This window comes from Planococcus versutus (assembly GCF_001186155.3).
In the GTDB taxonomy this organism is placed as follows: domain Bacteria; phylum Bacillota; class Bacilli; order Bacillales_A; family Planococcaceae; genus Planococcus; species Planococcus versutus.
The window spans coordinates 275,690-291,915 of the sequence record NZ_CP016540.2; the positions used below are offsets into that span (position 1 = coordinate 275,690).

A 16,226-nucleotide genomic window follows, 5' to 3' on the forward strand; every position below is an offset into this window, starting at 1 on the left:
GTTGTCTACAAGTTATAAACCAGCCATTCATTTCAATGCTGTGGATTTTTCTTACGGAAAAACGACCATTTTGAAAGATATTACTGGTTCTTTTCCGAAAGGAAAAATCACAACTTTAGTAGGACCATCAGGAGCAGGTAAGACTACACTATTAAAATTGTGCAATGGACTATTATCAGCTCAAACGGGAGAAGTTTATATTAAAGATCAGCCTATCGAAAGCTACGGCCCGGTCGAATTGCGTCGGTTAGTTGGCATCGCACTTCAAAGTGCACCGATGGTTACGGGCACTGTCTACGAAAATTTAAATTTGCCGTTGGATCTTCAAGGAAAGTCTTTGTCGAAAGCGGAAGCATACGAATTATTAGAAGATGTTGGATTAGAAGAAGAGCTACTTGAGCGAAAAGTAAAGGATTTGTCTGGTGGACAGCGCCAAAAGGTTTCAATTGCTAGAACATTGGTCAATAAACCAGAAATTCTGTTGCTGGATGAAATTACTTCTTCGCTAGATCGTACTTCTTTGAGAGAAATTGAAGAATTGATTGTTAAAATCAATCGACAATATGACGTCACGATTATTTGGATTACTCATAATTTACAACAAGCAGTTGAAATTGGTGATTATACATGGGTCATGATGGATGGCGAAGTGGTCGAAACAGGTGAAAGTGAGTTGCTTAATGACCCGGTAAACGATAAAGTCAAACGGTTTGTTAGAGGTGAGGCAGAGTGAGTTACTTAACATTATCGATTACGCTAATTTTTGTCTTGATTCCTCTGTTATTATCCAAGACTTTAAAGTTGGGGCTAGAGAAAGATACCATTATCGCAACACTACGCTCAATTGTTCAATTATTAGCAGTCGGCTACGTACTGAAATTCGTGTTTGACTCAGACAGTTTAATTTATATTTTTATGATGGTAGGTTTAATGGTGGTAGCCGCTACTCATAATGCACAGAAAAAAGGAGCAGCGATCCAAGGTATTACAACCAAAGTGGCTGTTACGTTAATTTCTGTAGAAGTGCTCACACAAGGAATATTGCTTGGCTTTAATATTACACCAGCTACCGCACAGTACATTATTCCAATTAGTGGAATGGTCATCGGAAATTCGATGGTGCTATCAATTTTGTTTCTTAATCGGTTTACTGCAGAAGTAGAATCGAATCAAGATCAAACCGAGTTAATTTTATCGCTCGGTGGAACGCCTAAACAAGCCATTCACCGTCAATTGATCACATCTATCAAAGCCAGTATGATTCCAACAATTGAAAGCCAAAAAACCGTTGGGCTTGTTCAACTTCCAGGAATGATGAGTGGTCAAATTATCGCTGGAGCCGATCCCATACAAGCAGTTCAATTTCAGTTGCTTATTATGTTCCTTCTCTTAACAACTGCTGCTGTAACGAGTGTTATGCTCGGATTCTTGTCATATCCAACTTTGTTCAATCAACGCATGCAATTAATGACAACAGATACTAAGTAACAAAAAAGCTCAATTCGAGAAATTCGAATTGAGCTTTTTTCTATTATAACGATCCTTTCATCTAGGATAAAATGTATCAATTTCAAATGTTCCTGAACCTGTTAGGGTTTCGACTAGCTTTGAACCAAAAAGACCAGCGGGTGTATAGTATCCACCTTCGATTTTTTGGTTGAGAAGACGTTTGACAATTTCTAAGGAGCCGTAAATTGTCAAATCGTAAACATTTGCTGTTTGGATGCGAGCTACTTTAATAACGCCTTTTTCATTGATTGCTTCTCCCCAAATATAAGCAGGAGTGTTCGCACGAAATTCGCTATCAGGACCTTTAACTCGTTGTTCAACTTGTTTCTGTAATTGAGTTTTTACCCAATTTGATGAAAGTAAAAGACCGAGTGTGCCCATCAAACGTGCACTTTGTCTTTTTGATTTACTCATGGGAATCCAAGTTGAGATGGTTGGGATACCAGTTGTATAGAATGCGGTAGACACATCACCCCAAGGGATTCCCATAGCGGAACATGTGCCTCGACCGAAATCAACGGATCGGCGTTGACTTCCAAGAGCAACAGGTTTTAGAACACGATCTTTTCGCTGCATACTCCCTGAGCCCATCCCTTGAATCATCGTTTTAAAAGTACCTGGCGAAATCCCTGAATCAGAATCGAATCCTAATGATAATTCAATTGCATCAGGTAATTCTTCTTTTAGTTTTAAAGCAGTGCAGTCTGTTGGTATAACATCAAAACCCACTCCTGGACATAGAATAATATCTTGCTCTACTGCTTGTTTATGTTGAGTGTGTGCGTGTTCAAAGACAGAAATTTCTCCAGTGATATCCAAGTAATGGGCCTTTGCTGCTAAACAAGCTTGAATCATCGGTTTGCTTGTCAGATTAAAAGGACCTGCGCAGTGAAGAACTAAGTGAATATTTTCTAATTTTTCTGCATTGGCTTCATCTAACGTAAACACTTGGAATTCTAGCGATAGCTCTTTAGCTAAAAGTCGAAGTTTATCAGCATTACGTCCTCCGAGTATAGGGGACATGCCTCGACTGACAGCTTCTCGAGCAATTAATTTGCCTGTATAACCAGTAGCTCCATAAATCATCCATTTCCTCATTTTATCTACTCCTCACTTTTACGCTATTTTACGCTATTGTCTAACATTACCGAAACTCTTTGTTTTATGAAAAGAGTGATTGAATTTTTAAATTGACGAAATTTATAAAAAAATAAAGGATTCAAGTAAAATGCAACGAATTAGAAAGAAATAAGTCGGAAATTGAGGAGAGTGAACAACATGGCAGAACTAAATTTAATTCCTTACCGTGTAGAAGAAATTACAGAAAAAGCACCTCAGATTCCAAAAGGCGTGCGAATGATTCAAGCACCTGAAGTATGGGAAACAGCAGACAGAGGAAAAGGGAATATAATTGCTATCTTAGACACAGGATGTCAGCCAGATCATCCTGATTTAAAAGATCGGATTATTGACGGGAAAAATTTCACGCCTGATTTTAACGGAGACGCCACCAATTTTGATGATAATAATGGCCATGGCACACATGTCGCAGGGACAGTCGCTGCTTCTTATCGAGATGGCGGTATCGCTGGCGTTGCACCAGAAGCGCGCTTACTTATTTTGAAAGTGTTAGCGGGTAAAGGCGGCGGAGAATACCAAGGCATCATTGACGGTATTCAGTTTGCGATTGATTGGAGAGGACCTAACGGAGAAGCTGTAAGTGTCATTTCCATGTCGCTAGGGGGACCGGAAGATGTAGAAGAATTGCATGAAGTGATTAAACGCGCTGTAGGAGCTGGCATTCCAGTTGTTTGTGCAGCAGGTAATGAAGGGGATGATGTGCATGACACTAACGAATTTGCATACCCTGGGGCTTATGGAGAAGTCATTCAAGTGGGTGCAATAAATTTTGATCGCCGAATTGCGAATTTTAGTAATACGAACGATGAAATCGATTTAGTCGCTCCAGGCGTTGATATTTATTCAACGTATCCAGGAGGGAAATACGCCAGTTTGTCGGGAACTTCCATGGCGACCCCTCACGTTTCAGGAGCTTTGGCATTAATTAAAAATATTGCAGAAAAAGAATTTGCTCGCGAAATGACAGAAGCTGAATTATATGCTCAGTTGGTACGGCGTACAATGCCGCTTGGTTATCCAAAAACCGCAGAAGGCAATGGCTTGTTGGCATTGGATATGTTGAACAAAATCGAGCAGTTGTTTAAAGTAATTAATCAGTCTTATAATACAGATGAAAAGCAACCTATCAGGAAATTTTAGTAAATTGAGCCGTCCTTGTAGAAACCTAGAGGATGGTTTTTAATTTTTAAAAATATATATAGAAAATTTTGAATATTAATTTGATAATGTGCATTAAAATGCGTATAATAAATTTATCTTCTTATTGTCTATAGATATACGGATATGACTTCCGTTATGTAGATGAAAAGTATTGAATAATAGACTAGGAGGAAAACGAATGAAGAAAAAACACTGTTATCTATTTTATCTCATCATCATCTTAAGTATCGTATTGTCAGCTTGTTCTGGAAGTGACGAAACCACAAGCAGTAAAGATAACAACAAAGATATGACAGAAGAAGACAAGCAAGGTGGCACATTGATTTATGGTCGCGGGGCAGATTCGGTTGGGTTAGATCCTATTAATGTCACAGATGGCGAATCGATTCGTGTGACTCATAATGTTTTTGAGACTTTATTAGAGTACGATGATGACTTGGAGCTACAACCAAAACTAGCAACTGAATATAGCTCGAGCGAAGACGGTTTGACGTGGACTTTCCAATTGCGTGAAGGCGTTAAATTCCATGATGGAACTGATTTTAATGCGGACGCTGTCGTCTTTAACTTTGAGCGATGGATGGATCCAGAAAACGAATTTCATCAAGGAGACTTTCCTTATTATCCGTTTCTCTATGGCGGATTTAAAGGCGATGAAAATCATTTGATTGAATCTGTTAAAGCGACAGGTGATCATGAACTTGAGATTGTGTTGAAACGTAAAACTGCACCATTTTTGAGCTATTTAGCAATTTCAATGTTTGGGATTGCAAGTCCTGCTGCTATTGAAGAATATGGTGCAGAATTGTCTGAGCATCCGGTTGGAACAGGACCATTTATGTTTGAAGAATGGAGCCGTAACAGTACAATTACTTTAGTGAAAAATCCACAGTATTGGATGGATGGAAAGCCTTATCTCGATAAGCTAATTTATCAAGTAATTCCTGAAAATGCAGCAAGATTGAATGCCTTGCAAACAGGAGAAATTGATGTGTTAGATGGAATGAATGCTGGAGATACAGACGTTGTTGAAGAAACAGAAGGACTAGAGCTACAGAAGCGTCCGAGTTTTAACATTGGGTATATGGCTTTCAATATGGAGAAAGAACCATTTGATGATCCGTTAGTTCGGAAAGCAATCAACTTAGCGATCAATAAAGAAGAAATTGTCGAAGCTTTTTACAATGGTATGGCAGACCCGGCAACAAGCCCATTGCCTCCGTCATTGTGGAGTCACGACGAAACTTTAAAGAAATATGATTACAATATTGAAGAAGCAAAAAAACTATTAGCTGAAGCTGGCTTTGAAAATGGTTTTGAGACAGAACTATACACAATGAGCAATCCGCGTCCGTATTTGCCAGAGCCGATGAAGATTGCTGAAGCGATTCAATCGGATTTATCCGAAGTGGGCATTACAGCAGAAATCGTTTCGATGGAATGGGCAACGTATCTTGAAGATACGAAAAACGGAAAACACAGTATGGCGATGTATGGCTGGACGGGTGTGATGGCGGATCCAGATAACTTCTTGTATCCAAACTTAAGTAAAACAAATGCAGAAGTCCCTGCACAAAATATTGCTTTCTATAAGAGTGACGAATTTACTTCTTTGATTACGGAAGCACGTGAAACGATTGATCAAGACAAACGAACTGAACTTTACAAGAAAGCACAACAACTATTCCAAGAAGACGCACCGTGGGTAATGTTGGCTTATACAACGCCACCACTTGCACAAAGTGATTACGTAGAAGACTATAAACCGCATCCGATGAGCAATGATTTAATGACGGATGTATATTTATCAAACCAATAATTTGAGGTGGATAGACTTTGTATAAACTAGTGAAAGAGTTATGTGATTTAGTAGGACCAAGTGGTTTCGAGCAAGATGTTCAACGCTTTATCAAAAATGAAATACAAGACAAGGTAGATCGATTAGAAGTCGACCCGCTTGGCAATTTGATTGCTACAGTAAAAGCTACAGACTCACAAATGCCATCTATTTTGCTTGCAGCACATGCAGACGAAATTGGTTTTATTGTAAAAAAAATTGAACCCAATGGCACATTACGTTTTGAACAGCTTGGTGGATTCGATAATCGCATTTTATTGGCGCAGCCAGTGACCATTAAAAGTTCACAGTCTTATATTGAAGGAGTGATTGGCGCGTTAGCTGTTCATTATGTAAAATGGGACGATCCTAAACGAATAGACTCTCATCGTGATTTGTATATCGATGTTGGTGCATCTTCTGCAGAAGAAGTGCTAGAAATGGGTATTAAAGTCGGTCAGCCTATTAGCTATGGTAGCAAATTGAAAATGGCGGGTGATGGAAAACGCAATCGTGTCATAGGTAAAGCGTTAGATGACCGAGCGGGTTGTGCGGTTTTGATTAAACTGATTACTAATCTTAAGTCTAATAAAACAGTAAAGCATGGTGATATATATTGTGTCTTTACGGTTCAAGAAGAAGTGGGATTAAGAGGTGCTTCTGTCTTATCGCAAGGCCTTCAACCGGATTTCGCGTTGGCGATCGATACAACGCCAACAAGCGATACGTATGATGTATTAATGACGGGAACTAGAAAATTAGGAGAAGGACCGTGCATTAAAATTGCAGACAAGTCATTGATTTCTCATCCACTTGTAACAAATCTATTGGAAAAAGTAGCGGTAGAAAAAGAAATTCCGTATCAACAAGAAATTTTCATGGGCATCGGAACAGACGCTGGCGCAATTCATATGACTGCCACTGGAGTGTCAACTGGCGCGATATCTATTCCGTCGCGTTACACACATACGCCAATTGAAATTGTTGACTTGGATGACCTCGAAAATTCTGTTCGTTTAGTAGAAGCATTTATTTTTGCTTCAGGAGAACTAGTAGGTAAAAATTTTTTAGATACATGAATAGCAAAAGACCGAGTGCTTACTACGCACTTGGTCTTTTGTATGTCTAATAAAAACGATTCTATAAAAATAATAATTTTAATTATTTTTTAAAAAGTGATCTAAAGCAATTCCTTTTGCGTTATGCCTGTATAACGAAAAAAAACGAGAAAAGGGAGCGATTTTAGATGAAATTAAACAAAGTACTTTTAGCCTTACCCCTTAGCCTAGCATTACTTGTACCAACAGCAGCACTTGCAGACAGCCACGGAGGCACAACGCCGACAAGCGAATCTGCAATGGACATGAGCACTGCAACACCTGCGGCGGAATTGCGCATTGCACTAGATACGACTTTAACGGAGCATGCGTTCTTAGCAGTTGAAGCGATGCGTAAAGGCGTCGATGGCGCTGAAGATTTCGACCAAGCAGCCGGTGCGTTACTAGCGAATGCTGACGACTTATCCGCAGCAGTTGGATCGGTTTATGGCGAAGAAGGCGCAGCGCAATTTGACGAAGTATGGAAATCACATATCGGGTATTTCGTAGATTACGTAACAGCAACCGCTGAAGATAACCAAGAAGGCAAAGACCAAGCCCTAGCGGAACTAGAAAAATACAAAGTGGAACAATCGAAATTCTTTGATACCGCAACAGGCGGACTTTTACCAGCAGCGGCGGTTCAAGAAGGTTTGGACATGCACGTCGATCAGTTGATCATGGCGTTTGACGCGTATGTAGCAGGTGATTTTGAAAAAGCGTATTCATTAGAACGTGAATCGATTCAACACATGAGCATGTTTGCAGAAAGCTTATCAGTTGCGATCACCACTCAATTCCCAGACAAATTTGACAATACGAGTGCCGATACACCGGCAATTGATTTACGTGCAACATTGAACACAACGTTCACAGAACATGCAGGACTTGCGGTTATGGCGATGCAAGACGGCGCTGACGGTGCTGAAAGTTTTGACCAAGCAGCCGGCGCACTTTTAGCGAACGCTGATGACTTGAGTGCAGCAGTAGGATCTGTTTACGGCGAAGAAGCCGGAATGCAGTTTGAAGAAACATGGAAGTCACACATTGGCTACTTTGTGGATTACGTAACAGCAACAGGTGAAGGCAACAAAGAAGGACAAGAACAAGCCCGTGCAGAGCTTGATCAGTACATCTTAGACCAAGCAGCATTCTTAGACGCAGCAACGGAAGGACGCGTTCCTGCAGCAGCACTTGAAGAAGGCTTGACAGCACATGTTGGCCAACTCCTAGCCGCATTTGACTCATACGTAGCCGGTGATTTTGACGCAGCGTACAGCTCGATTCGTGAAGCATATGCACATATGCAAATGCCAGCAGCTGGCTTGTCTGCAGCGATAGTGGATCAATTCCCAGATCAATTTAGCGCAACAGAAATGCCATCTGAAATGCCGAAAACAGGCATGGGCGGCATGTCCGATACCGGATCATTCCCATTCATGTGGGTACTTGCAGGCTTAATGTTAGCGGCATTGACTACAGCAGTAGCAGTTCGCACGCGTAAGCAGTAAGTAGAAGGAACAAAAAAGCTAGCCTAGTCGGCTAGCTTTTTGTTTGCTAAAATGTGTAGTGAAAAAATAAAAGAATGAACAAAACGGCAATTGCTGTAAAATAGAAATAGAAATGGAGATGAACTGAATGAAAAAAATGATTATGTTGTTGGTAATAGCTATTTTAGCGTTGCCGTTAGTTGGTCAAGCACATACAACACTATCCTCATCGACACCTGCAGAAGGATCGGTCGTCGTCGATCCTTTAGATGAAGTCATTCTAACTTTTGGAACGGTTATCGAACTGGGAAGTACAATGATTTTAGAAAATGAAGAGGCAACTTATGAATTTGAAGAAGTTGCGCTTTCGAATGAAGTTATGACTGGGAAAATGACTGAAGAGCTTCCAAATGGTTCTTATGTGATTAAATGGAAGATTATTGGAGTAGACGGGCACCCGATTGAAGGAGAAGTTCCATTTGAATTAGCTGTTGAAGTTGTCGAAGAAGAACCGGTAGTAGAAGAACCTGAAGTTGAAACGGAAACAGAGCCTGCTGAAGAAAAAGTGACAGCTACAGAAGAGTCCTCTGCTCAAGCTACAGAAACGACTGAAGAAGATGGTGGAAGCTCCATCATTACGGTCATTCTAATTCTAGCAGTGGTTATCATTGGATTTATTGTTTTCCGACTGCTAAAGAAAAAATAACTTCACTGTTTTAGTATCCATTGAAGAGAAAGCTTCTTATGAAGCACTTCTCTTCTTTTTTTGATTGTAAATACTAAAAAATCTAGATGGCGAATGAAATCATTGCTGCAATTATGTTATAAAGGAACAGGCATATAGAATATTATTGTCGCAAAGCTACATACATATGGATTGCTATAAAGAATAGAAAGGATGATTGTATGTTTGATTTTAAAAATTTTGACTGGGAAGGGCTTCTTTTTGGAGCAGGCGTAATTGCAGCTCAGATCATTGGAATTTTAATTGCTTTCTTATTGGTTAGAGCAATCGGTAAAAAACTAATAAACCGTTTTTTTGAAAAATTATTAGTAAAAGAAGATGTTACAAAAGGTCGCGCCTTAACACTTCAAAGCTTATCAGAAAATGTGTTTTCATATGTATTAATCTTTATCCTTGTCACGACCATTTTTAATATTTTCGGATTGTCTGTAGCGAGTTTAATTGCGGGTGCCGGAATTATTGGCTTGGCAATTGGTTTTGGGGCACAAGGTCTCGTTAGTGACGTGGTCACCGGGTTCTTTTTACTGCTGGAAAAGCAATTGGATGTTAATGATTATGTTACCGTTGGAAGTATTGACGGTATTGTAGAAGCAGTAGGGTTACGAACGACTAAAGTTCGGAGTTTCGATGGCACATTGAATTACATTCCGAATCGAGACATCACTACAGTGAGCAATCATTCACGTGGGCATATGCGTGCGCTTGTGGATATTGGGATATCCTATGATGCAAACATTGATAAAGCGGTGACCGTTATCCAAGCGGCTTGTGCGCAAGTAGCAACAGAAGAGATCGGCATTGTGGAAGGACCTGATGTGATTGGTGTGCAAGCATTTGGTGCTTCAGATGTCACTTTGCGCGTCATTGCAAAAGCAGCGAACGGAGAGCAATGGGCAGTAGAGCGCCAATTGCGCAAAGCCATTAAAGAAGCGCTTGATGAAAATGGCATTGAAATTCCATTTCCACATCAAGTGAATATCCAAAAAAGCATCGATGCTTCCTAACGTGAATCACTTTAACTAAAGCAAGTTGTCAGCATTTACATTTTCTCATGACAAAAGGCAGCCATTTGGCTGCCTTTTGGTGGTTCTACCATTGTTTATCTTCGGATAAAGGAGTGGAAGAATAAGTAGAGTTGTTTTTTTCAGTGCGTGTCCGATTTTCTACCATTTGGAGAAGTTTAACCGCACCGTTGCTCCATTCGTTTACTTGCGCTACATTTTCTCGGTCGTGGTCTACTCTCGATGCGATGTTCTTTGTAATTGCATGAACCGATGCATTCAAGTCAACAACTGAATTTTTTGTACCTTTTGCCGCATCAACAAACAACGTAATTTTTTCTGATTTCATTTGAATATCTTCTTTTAGTTCGTTTGCATGATGTGACAAACTAGTTGTCTCTAATTGAAGTTTGCCCATACGGTCTTTTAAATTATTAGCGGAACCTTTGATTTCTTTCATGGGTTCTTTCATTCCAACGATTAAAAGCACAACGCCAACGATTGCGATAATCAACCCCAGTATGATGATGCCAAGTGCTATGTACAACCATGTTGAAGTGTCCATTTTTTTGCCTCCTTAGTTTCATTGATCTCTTGCATAGGGTATACCCGTTAGTCTTCTATCATTAACATACTATTTACTAGAGAACAAAACTTTGTGCGGTTTCAATGGTAAACAGCTCCCATAATCTAAATGAGTATGGTAGAATTTTATCATATATGTATAAATTATCTGACATTTTTTAGAAGAATGCGAGAAAGAGCAGGTGTGAACATGGACGTCGGAATAGATGCAGGTGGTACTTTAATCAAAGTGGCATATACTCAAAAAGGAAAAGTCCATTTTGAAAAATACCCAATTGCGGAAATAGAGCAAGTTGCTCACTGGGTAAATAAATTAGATGACTGCCAAGTTTGTGTGACAGGAGGCAAATCAGGCGTTTTGATTTCTTTGCTTGATCGACCAGCGCAAGAAATGATGGAATTTGAAGCGACGCACTTAGGTGTACAAGTTCTTCTTGAGGAAAGTGGAGACTTAGAAGATGCTTATCTCATCACAAATGTGGGAACAGGAACTTCTATCCACTGCATTCAAGACAATGCGCAAGAACGATTAGGCGGCACCGGTGTTGGTGGTGGCACGTTAATTGGTTTGAGTCATTTGCTGACAGGCGTTACGCACTACGACGAAATTATCGCATTGGCAAGTCAAGGTTCACGTGACCGAATAGATTTGAAGGTTAAGCATATTTATGAAGGCAAAGAACCACCTATACCAGGTGAGTTAACTGCTAGTAACTTTGGGCAAAATTTTCTAGCGATTTCAGATGAGTTAACAACAGAAGAATTGTTGGCGACCGTTATTGGATTAGTAGGTGAAACAGTCAGTACAGTCAGTGTGCAAGCAGCTCGTCAGTGCAGAAGTTCGACTATTGTTTATATTGGCTCTTCGTTTATCGACAATCCGTTATTAAAAGAAGTGGTAACCAGTTATACAATTTTGCGTGGCTCTGTTCCTGTATTTCCGAAAAATGGAGAATATTCAGGAGCAGTAGGTGCGATGTCTGCTATAACTAAAAAGACGAAATAGTCGTGTCGTTAAAGATGTTTTGCCTGACCAATAAAACGGTCAGGCAAAACATCTTTTTACTTCCACTTTACAAGTGGTTTGTTGTCAATTTCAGTAGTAAGATTCCACTCCCAGCAAAAATTAGTGAAGCTACATAAAAAATGCTAGCAATTGTTAGACAATCGACAAGATAACCAGTAGCAATTACTGCAACTGCTGCGGCAACTGAAGTCCAAATATGATAATGGCCAATTTGTGTTCCAGCAATTTCTTTTGTGACGTAACGCGCCAAAATTGTTTTTTCTGAGTTTTTTTGAACAGCGCCAAGTATTCCCATAAGCACTTGCAAAATGTAAATATGCCACACTTAATGAGCCACCTATAGTAAAGATATTTTGTGATTGACTGACTTTTAAAGACAAGCCGTGTGGATTGATGGCTGTTTGTACATCAGCCCAAGTGGCACCGCTTTGTACAGTAACTGTTTTTGCTTGTAGATCTACTTTGTTAATCTTATTGTAAGGCTTCATATCTATCATAATACCGTTCGGATAAACTGTTTGACCGCCTTGGCTATGTTGCATACCGGCAATCGAGAGAACGTCTCCATTTTTCTTTGCATCGTAGACGATTTTCTAAAGTGCATCATCTGTCATACCGGAGGTAACGGTTTTGATTTCTACAGGGAGAAGTCGCTGATGCAGTTCAGTGTCTGGTCCGTTTACTTGTGTAGCATAAAGGTAAATAGATAAACCGAAAATACATACGTAGACAAGAGCTATCCAAGCCGTTTTCATCGCACTTCACCTCGTTCTTTATTAGACTGAATTTATTCCAACTAGTTCCTTTTATGAGCAATCGATCAACTAAAAAGAGATGCCACGGTATGCGACATCTCTCTTTCAATAGAAGTTATTCATTGATAATCGTTAATTTCTTCCGAATATCAGTGCGTTCTTTTTTTTCTGGGATGTGAGCAGGATAGCCAATCATCATAGTAGCAACAATTTTCTCTCCCGGCTTTACGCCTATTGCTTCACGGAAAACAGGATTAGAAATCCAGTCGTTAGAACGCCAAATCATCCCTATTCCACGTTCCCAAGCAGCCAGCTGGAAGTTTTGCAACATGGAAGAAATAGCGCCATAGTCTTCATCCCATCTTCTTTGCCTTGGATCTTCGGGCATAACAACGACCAAGTGAAGTGGAATGCTACGGAAATAATCTGCTTTATTAAGTACTTTAGTAGGGATTTCGCCATCAGATGTCTTCATAGCATGGAGAAAAGCTTGTACAAATTTTTCTTTTCCAGCTTCTGTATAGAGCAAAAACCGCCAAGGTTCATTAACTTTATGATTAGGTGCCCATTTAGCAATATTCAGAAGTTCGATAATTTCTTCGGTACGGACTGCATCAACCTTGAATTTCTTGATTGAGCGTCTCTCTATGATATTCTTGTCAATAAGATTCATTATTAAACGACTCTCCTTTTCGCTTGGAAATATGGATACTACTGTCTATCCTAACATGACGAAATTAGAAAGCGTATCAAAACAGACAAAAAGAACAATGTAGCGTATCAAAAAAATTGTTAGAATAAAAGCATAAGCAAGGAGTGGATCAAATTGAAAAAAATTGTGGTCATTGGTGGCGGCATCACAGGTCTTTCCACTATGTATTACTTACAAAAGCTAAGTGATCAAGAAAATTTGGGACTCGAGTTAGTATTAATTGAACGTTCGCAGCAGCTAGGTGGGAAGATCAAGACCGTAAAAGATGAAGAATTTATTATGGAAGTGGGAGCTGACTCGATTGTCGCTCGCCATGCAAGTGTAATGCCGTTTATCCAAGACCTAGGCCTAGAAAATCGAATGGTCTATAATGGTACAGGGATTTCTTATTTATATGCGAATAATGTATTACATGCAATACCAAAAGACACTGTTTTTGGTATTCCGATGAGCAAAGAATCATTAGTAAGTTCAACACTCGTTTCTGAAGAAGGAAAGCAAGCGGCATTACAAGATTTGACTAGCAATAACGAAAATTATACGCGAGACAGTTCTATCGGTGAGTTTCTCGAAGCTTTTTTAGGAAAAGAATTAGTTGAAAAACAAATTGCGCCTGTTTTATCTGGCGTTTATTCAGGCAATCTCCATGAACTAACATTGTCATCAACATTGCCTTATTTGGTAGACTATAAAAATAAGTATGGCAGTATCATAAAAGGATTTGAAGCAAACAAGGAATTTTTCCAAGGTGCTGCAAACAAAAAATTCATTTCGTTTGATGGTGGCATGGAAGTACTGATTGATCAATTGGAAAATAAGTTAGATCGTGCTCGAATTATAAAAGGTGTCGAAGCTAAGTCTGTGAATAAACAGCAAGACAGCTACCGCATAGAACTAGAGGGGAGAGAAGTGCTTGAAGCTGATTATGTGATTATGGCAACTCCTCATCAAGTAGCACAAGAGCTGTTGAATCTACCGGAGCTGGATACCGAATTTAATCAGTTTTTAACTTCTTCACTGATTAGTGTTTATCTGGGTTACGACATCCCTGATGAACAGCTCCCTGAAGACGGTACCGGATTTATCGTTTCGCAACAAAGTGATTTGCTTTGTAATGCGTGCACGTGGACAAGTCGAAAGTGGAAACATACTTCAAAAAAACAAAAATTATTGGTTCGATTATTTTATAAGAGCTCACACCCGTTTTATGGCCAGCTGAAAGATTTATCCCAACAAGAACTAGTGAAAATAGCAAGGGCGGACGTTTGTAAGAGTTTGGGAATTGAAGAAGCTCCGTTAACGGTCGAAGTAACAGACTGGAAAAACTTGATGCCTAATTATCACATGGGTCATAAAAACGCAATTACAGAATTGGAACTAAAAATGGACGAATCACTCTCTAGAGTTAAGTTGGCAGGATCGTCTTATTTTGGTGTAGGAATCGGAGCCTGCATCCAAAATGGCGCTGACTTGGCTCGAATTATAGTCAATAACTTAGCTGAAAGAAATGAAGAGTAAAAAGAAATCCGTTTGGGTTTCTTTTTTTATAGAAAAAAGCCTTTTATCCTGAAAGGATAAAAGGCTAATTGAGAAAAAGGTGATTGTGTTATCAAGCAATTATTTTGTTTCCGTAAGATCTGGAACTGAAAGACCAAGACCTTCTGCAACACGTGTACCGAATTCAGGATCTGCTTTGTACAAATGACTGATTTGAAGAAGTTTGATTTCTTCTTTATCAACACCACTTAATCCACCGACGAAAGTTGCAACAAGACGTTCCTGCTCTTCTGCACTTTGCAAGCGGTAAAGATCACCTGGTTGTGTGTAATGATCTTCTTTAAAGTGAGGCACTGAATCAGTTACGCCAGTTACTTCGAGTGGAGCCGGTTTAGCCGCTGTTGTTTCCGTCGGGCCACCGTAGCTATTTGGTTCGTAATAAACCGAACCGCCACCATTGTTGCCAAAGTTCATTTGGCCATCACGTTGGTAGTTATTTACTTGGTTTTTTGCTGCGTTAATCGGTAACATTTGGTGGTTAGCGCCTACGCGATAACGGTGAGCATCATGGTATGCGAACAAACGACCTTGAAGCATTTTGTCTGGTGATACGTCGATACCAGGAACCAAGGTACCTGGAGAGAATGTAGCTTGCTCAACTTCAGCAAAGTAATTCTCGGGGTTACGATTAAGCATCATGCGTCCAACTTCCATCAGTGGATAGTCTTTGTGAGACCATGTTTTTGTTACATCAAATGGATCGAAGCGATACGTGTTCGCATCTTCTAAAGGCATAATTTGAACGTACATTGTCCAAGATGGAAAGTCGCCTTCTTCAATTGAATTAAACAGATCTTCTGTATGGTAATCAGGGTTTTCGCCAGCAATTTTATCTGCTACTTCTTGAGTGATATTTTTAATGCCTTGATCTGTTAACATATGGTATTTTACCCACACAGATTCGCCTTCAGCGTTTGTCCATTTGAAAGTATGGCTTCCGAATCCGTGCATGTGACGCCATGTAGCAGGGATTCCACGGTCACCCATCAAATACGTAACTTGGTGCAATGATTCTGGCGACAATGACCAGAAGTCCCACACTGCGTTAGGGTTTTTCAAATGTGTACGCGGATCACGCTTTTGTGTGTGAATAAAGTCAGGGAATTTAAGCGCATCTTGGATAAAGAAGATAGGTGTGTTGTTGCCTACTAAATCGTAGTTTCCTTCTTCAGTATAAAATTTTAAAGAAAAACCGCGTGGGTCGCGAAGTGTATCCGCAGATCCAAGCTCGCCAGCCACTGTAGAAAAACGTGCGAACATATCAGTTTTTTTGCCGACTTCTGATAAGAAAGCAGCTTTTGTGTATTTAGAAACATCTTGAGTGACTTCGAAATAACCGTGAGCACCGCCACCTTTGGCATGTACAACACGTTCAGGAATACGTTCTCTGTTAAAATGAGCAAGCTTTTCAAGAAGATGGACATCTTGTAAAAGAACAGGGCCACGTTGTCCGGCCGTTTGGGAGTTTTGGTTGTCGCCAACTGGTGAGCCCCAGCTAGTTGTTAAACCTGTTTTGTTTGTACTCATAAATCGAACACCTCGTTTTTTTTATTTTGAATCAAACATTCCATATTCAATTATACCACTTTTTATATTAAAATCAATCCTAA

The 16,226-nt window shown here is 39.8% G+C and carries 15 protein-coding genes and 2 pseudogenes; 10 read left to right on the forward strand and 7 right to left on the reverse strand.

The genetic code is table 11. From position 1 onward, the window contains the following. The first annotated feature begins 1 nt into the window (after window position 1). Both I858_RS01520 and I858_RS01525 read left to right on the forward strand, forming a co-directional pair. Window positions 2–733, forward strand: a complete 732-nt coding sequence (locus I858_RS01520; RefSeq protein ID WP_049693532.1) for an ABC transporter ATP-binding protein — start codon at window positions 2–4, stop codon at window positions 731–733. Further along, window positions 730–1,488, forward strand: coding sequence for an ABC transporter permease (locus tag I858_RS01525; RefSeq protein ID WP_049693533.1), 759 nt, complete (start codon window positions 730–732; stop codon window positions 1,486–1,488). Before I858_RS01520 ends, I858_RS01525 begins: the two co-directional genes overlap by 4 nt. Window positions 1,489–1,545: 57 nt before the next feature. On the opposite strand, the gene I858_RS01530 is transcribed toward I858_RS01525, so the two are convergent. Next, on the reverse strand, window positions 1,546–2,607 hold the full coding sequence (locus I858_RS01530; RefSeq protein ID WP_049693534.1) for a saccharopine dehydrogenase family protein: 1,062 nt from the start codon (window positions 2,605–2,607) through the stop codon (window positions 1,546–1,548). A 180-nt stretch (window positions 2,608–2,787) separates the two neighbouring features. Between I858_RS01530 and I858_RS01535 the strand changes: the two genes are divergently transcribed. From I858_RS01535 to I858_RS01560, 6 genes are all read left to right on the forward strand, one after another. Continuing rightward, on the forward strand, window positions 2,788–3,789 hold the full coding sequence (locus I858_RS01535) for a S8 family peptidase (protein WP_049693535.1): 1,002 nt from the start codon (window positions 2,788–2,790) through the stop codon (window positions 3,787–3,789). Between the two features lie 199 nt (window positions 3,790–3,988). Further along, window positions 3,989–5,629: an ABC transporter substrate-binding protein gene (locus I858_RS01540; protein WP_049693536.1), complete on the forward strand. Its 1,641-nt coding sequence runs from the start codon at window positions 3,989–3,991 to the stop codon at window positions 5,627–5,629. 17 nt (window positions 5,630–5,646) lie between these two features. Beyond that, complete coding sequence (locus I858_RS01545) at window positions 5,647–6,726, forward strand: M42 family metallopeptidase (RefSeq protein ID WP_049693537.1); 1,080 nt, start codon at window positions 5,647–5,649, stop codon at window positions 6,724–6,726. 167 nt (window positions 6,727–6,893) lie between these two features. After that, window positions 6,894–8,255 carry a copper amine oxidase gene (locus I858_RS01550; protein WP_065524417.1) on the forward strand — a complete coding sequence of 454 codons (1,362 nt, stop codon included), beginning with the start codon at window positions 6,894–6,896 and terminating at the stop codon, window positions 8,253–8,255. 127 nt (window positions 8,256–8,382) lie between these two features. Next, window positions 8,383–8,940, forward strand: coding sequence for a copper resistance CopC family protein (locus tag I858_RS01555; protein WP_049694083.1), 558 nt, complete (start codon window positions 8,383–8,385; stop codon window positions 8,938–8,940). Between the two features lie 200 nt (window positions 8,941–9,140). Beyond that, on the forward strand, window positions 9,141–9,983 hold the full coding sequence (locus tag I858_RS01560; protein WP_049694082.1) for a mechanosensitive ion channel family protein: 843 nt from the start codon (window positions 9,141–9,143) through the stop codon (window positions 9,981–9,983). An 85-nt stretch (window positions 9,984–10,068) separates the two neighbouring features. Here the strand turns inward: I858_RS01560 and I858_RS01565 are convergent, their stop codons facing one another. Then, window positions 10,069–10,545, reverse strand: coding sequence for a DUF948 domain-containing protein (locus tag I858_RS01565; RefSeq protein ID WP_049694081.1), 477 nt, complete (start codon window positions 10,543–10,545; stop codon window positions 10,069–10,071). A gap of 210 nt (window positions 10,546–10,755) precedes the next feature. Between I858_RS01565 and coaW the strand changes: the two genes are divergently transcribed. Continuing rightward, window positions 10,756–11,571, forward strand: coding sequence for a type II pantothenate kinase (gene coaW, locus I858_RS01570; protein ID WP_049694080.1), 816 nt, complete (start codon window positions 10,756–10,758; stop codon window positions 11,569–11,571). Window positions 11,572–11,638: 67 nt separating this feature from the next. Here the strand turns inward: coaW and I858_RS16870 are convergent. The 4 genes and pseudogenes from I858_RS16870 to I858_RS01580 all read right to left on the reverse strand — a co-directional run. After that, a pseudogene (locus I858_RS16870) lies at window positions 11,639–11,917 on the reverse strand (MFS transporter); the annotation flags it as partial. A 19-nt stretch (window positions 11,918–11,936) separates the two neighbouring features. Further along, window positions 11,937–12,134 (reverse strand): annotated as a pseudogene (locus I858_RS16775) (FAD-binding protein); the annotation flags it as partial. Between the two features lie 51 nt (window positions 12,135–12,185). Beyond that, a complete protein-coding gene (locus I858_RS17305) occupies window positions 12,186–12,347 on the reverse strand; it encodes a hypothetical protein (protein ID WP_239457202.1) in 162 nt (53 codons plus the stop codon). Between the two features lie 115 nt (window positions 12,348–12,462). After that, window positions 12,463–13,020 carry a nitroreductase family protein gene (locus I858_RS01580; protein ID WP_049694079.1) on the reverse strand — a complete coding sequence of 186 codons (558 nt, stop codon included), beginning with the start codon at window positions 13,018–13,020 and terminating at the stop codon, window positions 12,463–12,465. 153 nt (window positions 13,021–13,173) lie between these two features. On the opposite strand from I858_RS01580, the gene I858_RS01585 reads away from it, so the two are divergent. Further along, window positions 13,174–14,577: a protoporphyrinogen oxidase gene (locus tag I858_RS01585; RefSeq protein WP_049694078.1), complete on the forward strand. Its 1,404-nt coding sequence runs from the start codon at window positions 13,174–13,176 to the stop codon at window positions 14,575–14,577. Between the two features lie 99 nt (window positions 14,578–14,676). On the opposite strand, the gene I858_RS01590 is transcribed toward I858_RS01585, so the two are convergent. Then, the gene (locus I858_RS01590) at window positions 14,677–16,143 is read right to left on the reverse strand and encodes a catalase (protein WP_049694077.1); all 1,467 of its coding nucleotides are present in this window, start codon (window positions 16,141–16,143) and stop codon (window positions 14,677–14,679) included. Window positions 16,144–16,226 lie beyond the last annotated feature (83 nt).

What these genes read in the sequence shown, in the direction of transcription:
- I858_RS01530 (WP_049693534.1), bottom strand. Translation starts at nt 2,607, where the DNA reads ATGAGGAAATGGATGATTTATGGAGCTACTGGTTATACAGGCAAATTA.
- I858_RS01535 (WP_049693535.1), top strand. Translation starts at nt 2,788, where the DNA reads ATGGCAGAACTAAATTTAATTCCTTACCGTGTAGAAGAAATTACAGAA.
- I858_RS01540 (WP_049693536.1), top strand. Translation starts at nt 3,989, where the DNA reads ATGAAGAAAAAACACTGTTATCTATTTTATCTCATCATCATCTTAAGT.
- I858_RS01550 (WP_065524417.1), top strand. Translation starts at nt 6,894, where the DNA reads ATGAAATTAAACAAAGTACTTTTAGCCTTACCCCTTAGCCTAGCATTA.
- I858_RS01555 (WP_049694083.1), top strand. Translation starts at nt 8,383, where the DNA reads ATGAAAAAAATGATTATGTTGTTGGTAATAGCTATTTTAGCGTTGCCG.
- I858_RS01560 (WP_049694082.1), top strand. Translation starts at nt 9,141, where the DNA reads ATGTTTGATTTTAAAAATTTTGACTGGGAAGGGCTTCTTTTTGGAGCA.
- I858_RS01565 (WP_049694081.1), bottom strand. Translation starts at nt 10,545, where the DNA reads ATGGACACTTCAACATGGTTGTACATAGCACTTGGCATCATCATACTG.
- coaW (WP_049694080.1), top strand. Translation starts at nt 10,756, where the DNA reads ATGGACGTCGGAATAGATGCAGGTGGTACTTTAATCAAAGTGGCATAT.
- I858_RS17305 (WP_239457202.1), bottom strand. Translation starts at nt 12,347, where the DNA reads ATGAAAACGGCTTGGATAGCTCTTGTCTACGTATGTATTTTCGGTTTA.
- I858_RS01580 (WP_049694079.1), bottom strand. Translation starts at nt 13,020, where the DNA reads ATGAATCTTATTGACAAGAATATCATAGAGAGACGCTCAATCAAGAAA.
- I858_RS01590 (WP_049694077.1), bottom strand. Translation starts at nt 16,143, where the DNA reads ATGAGTACAAACAAAACAGGTTTAACAACTAGCTGGGGCTCACCAGTT.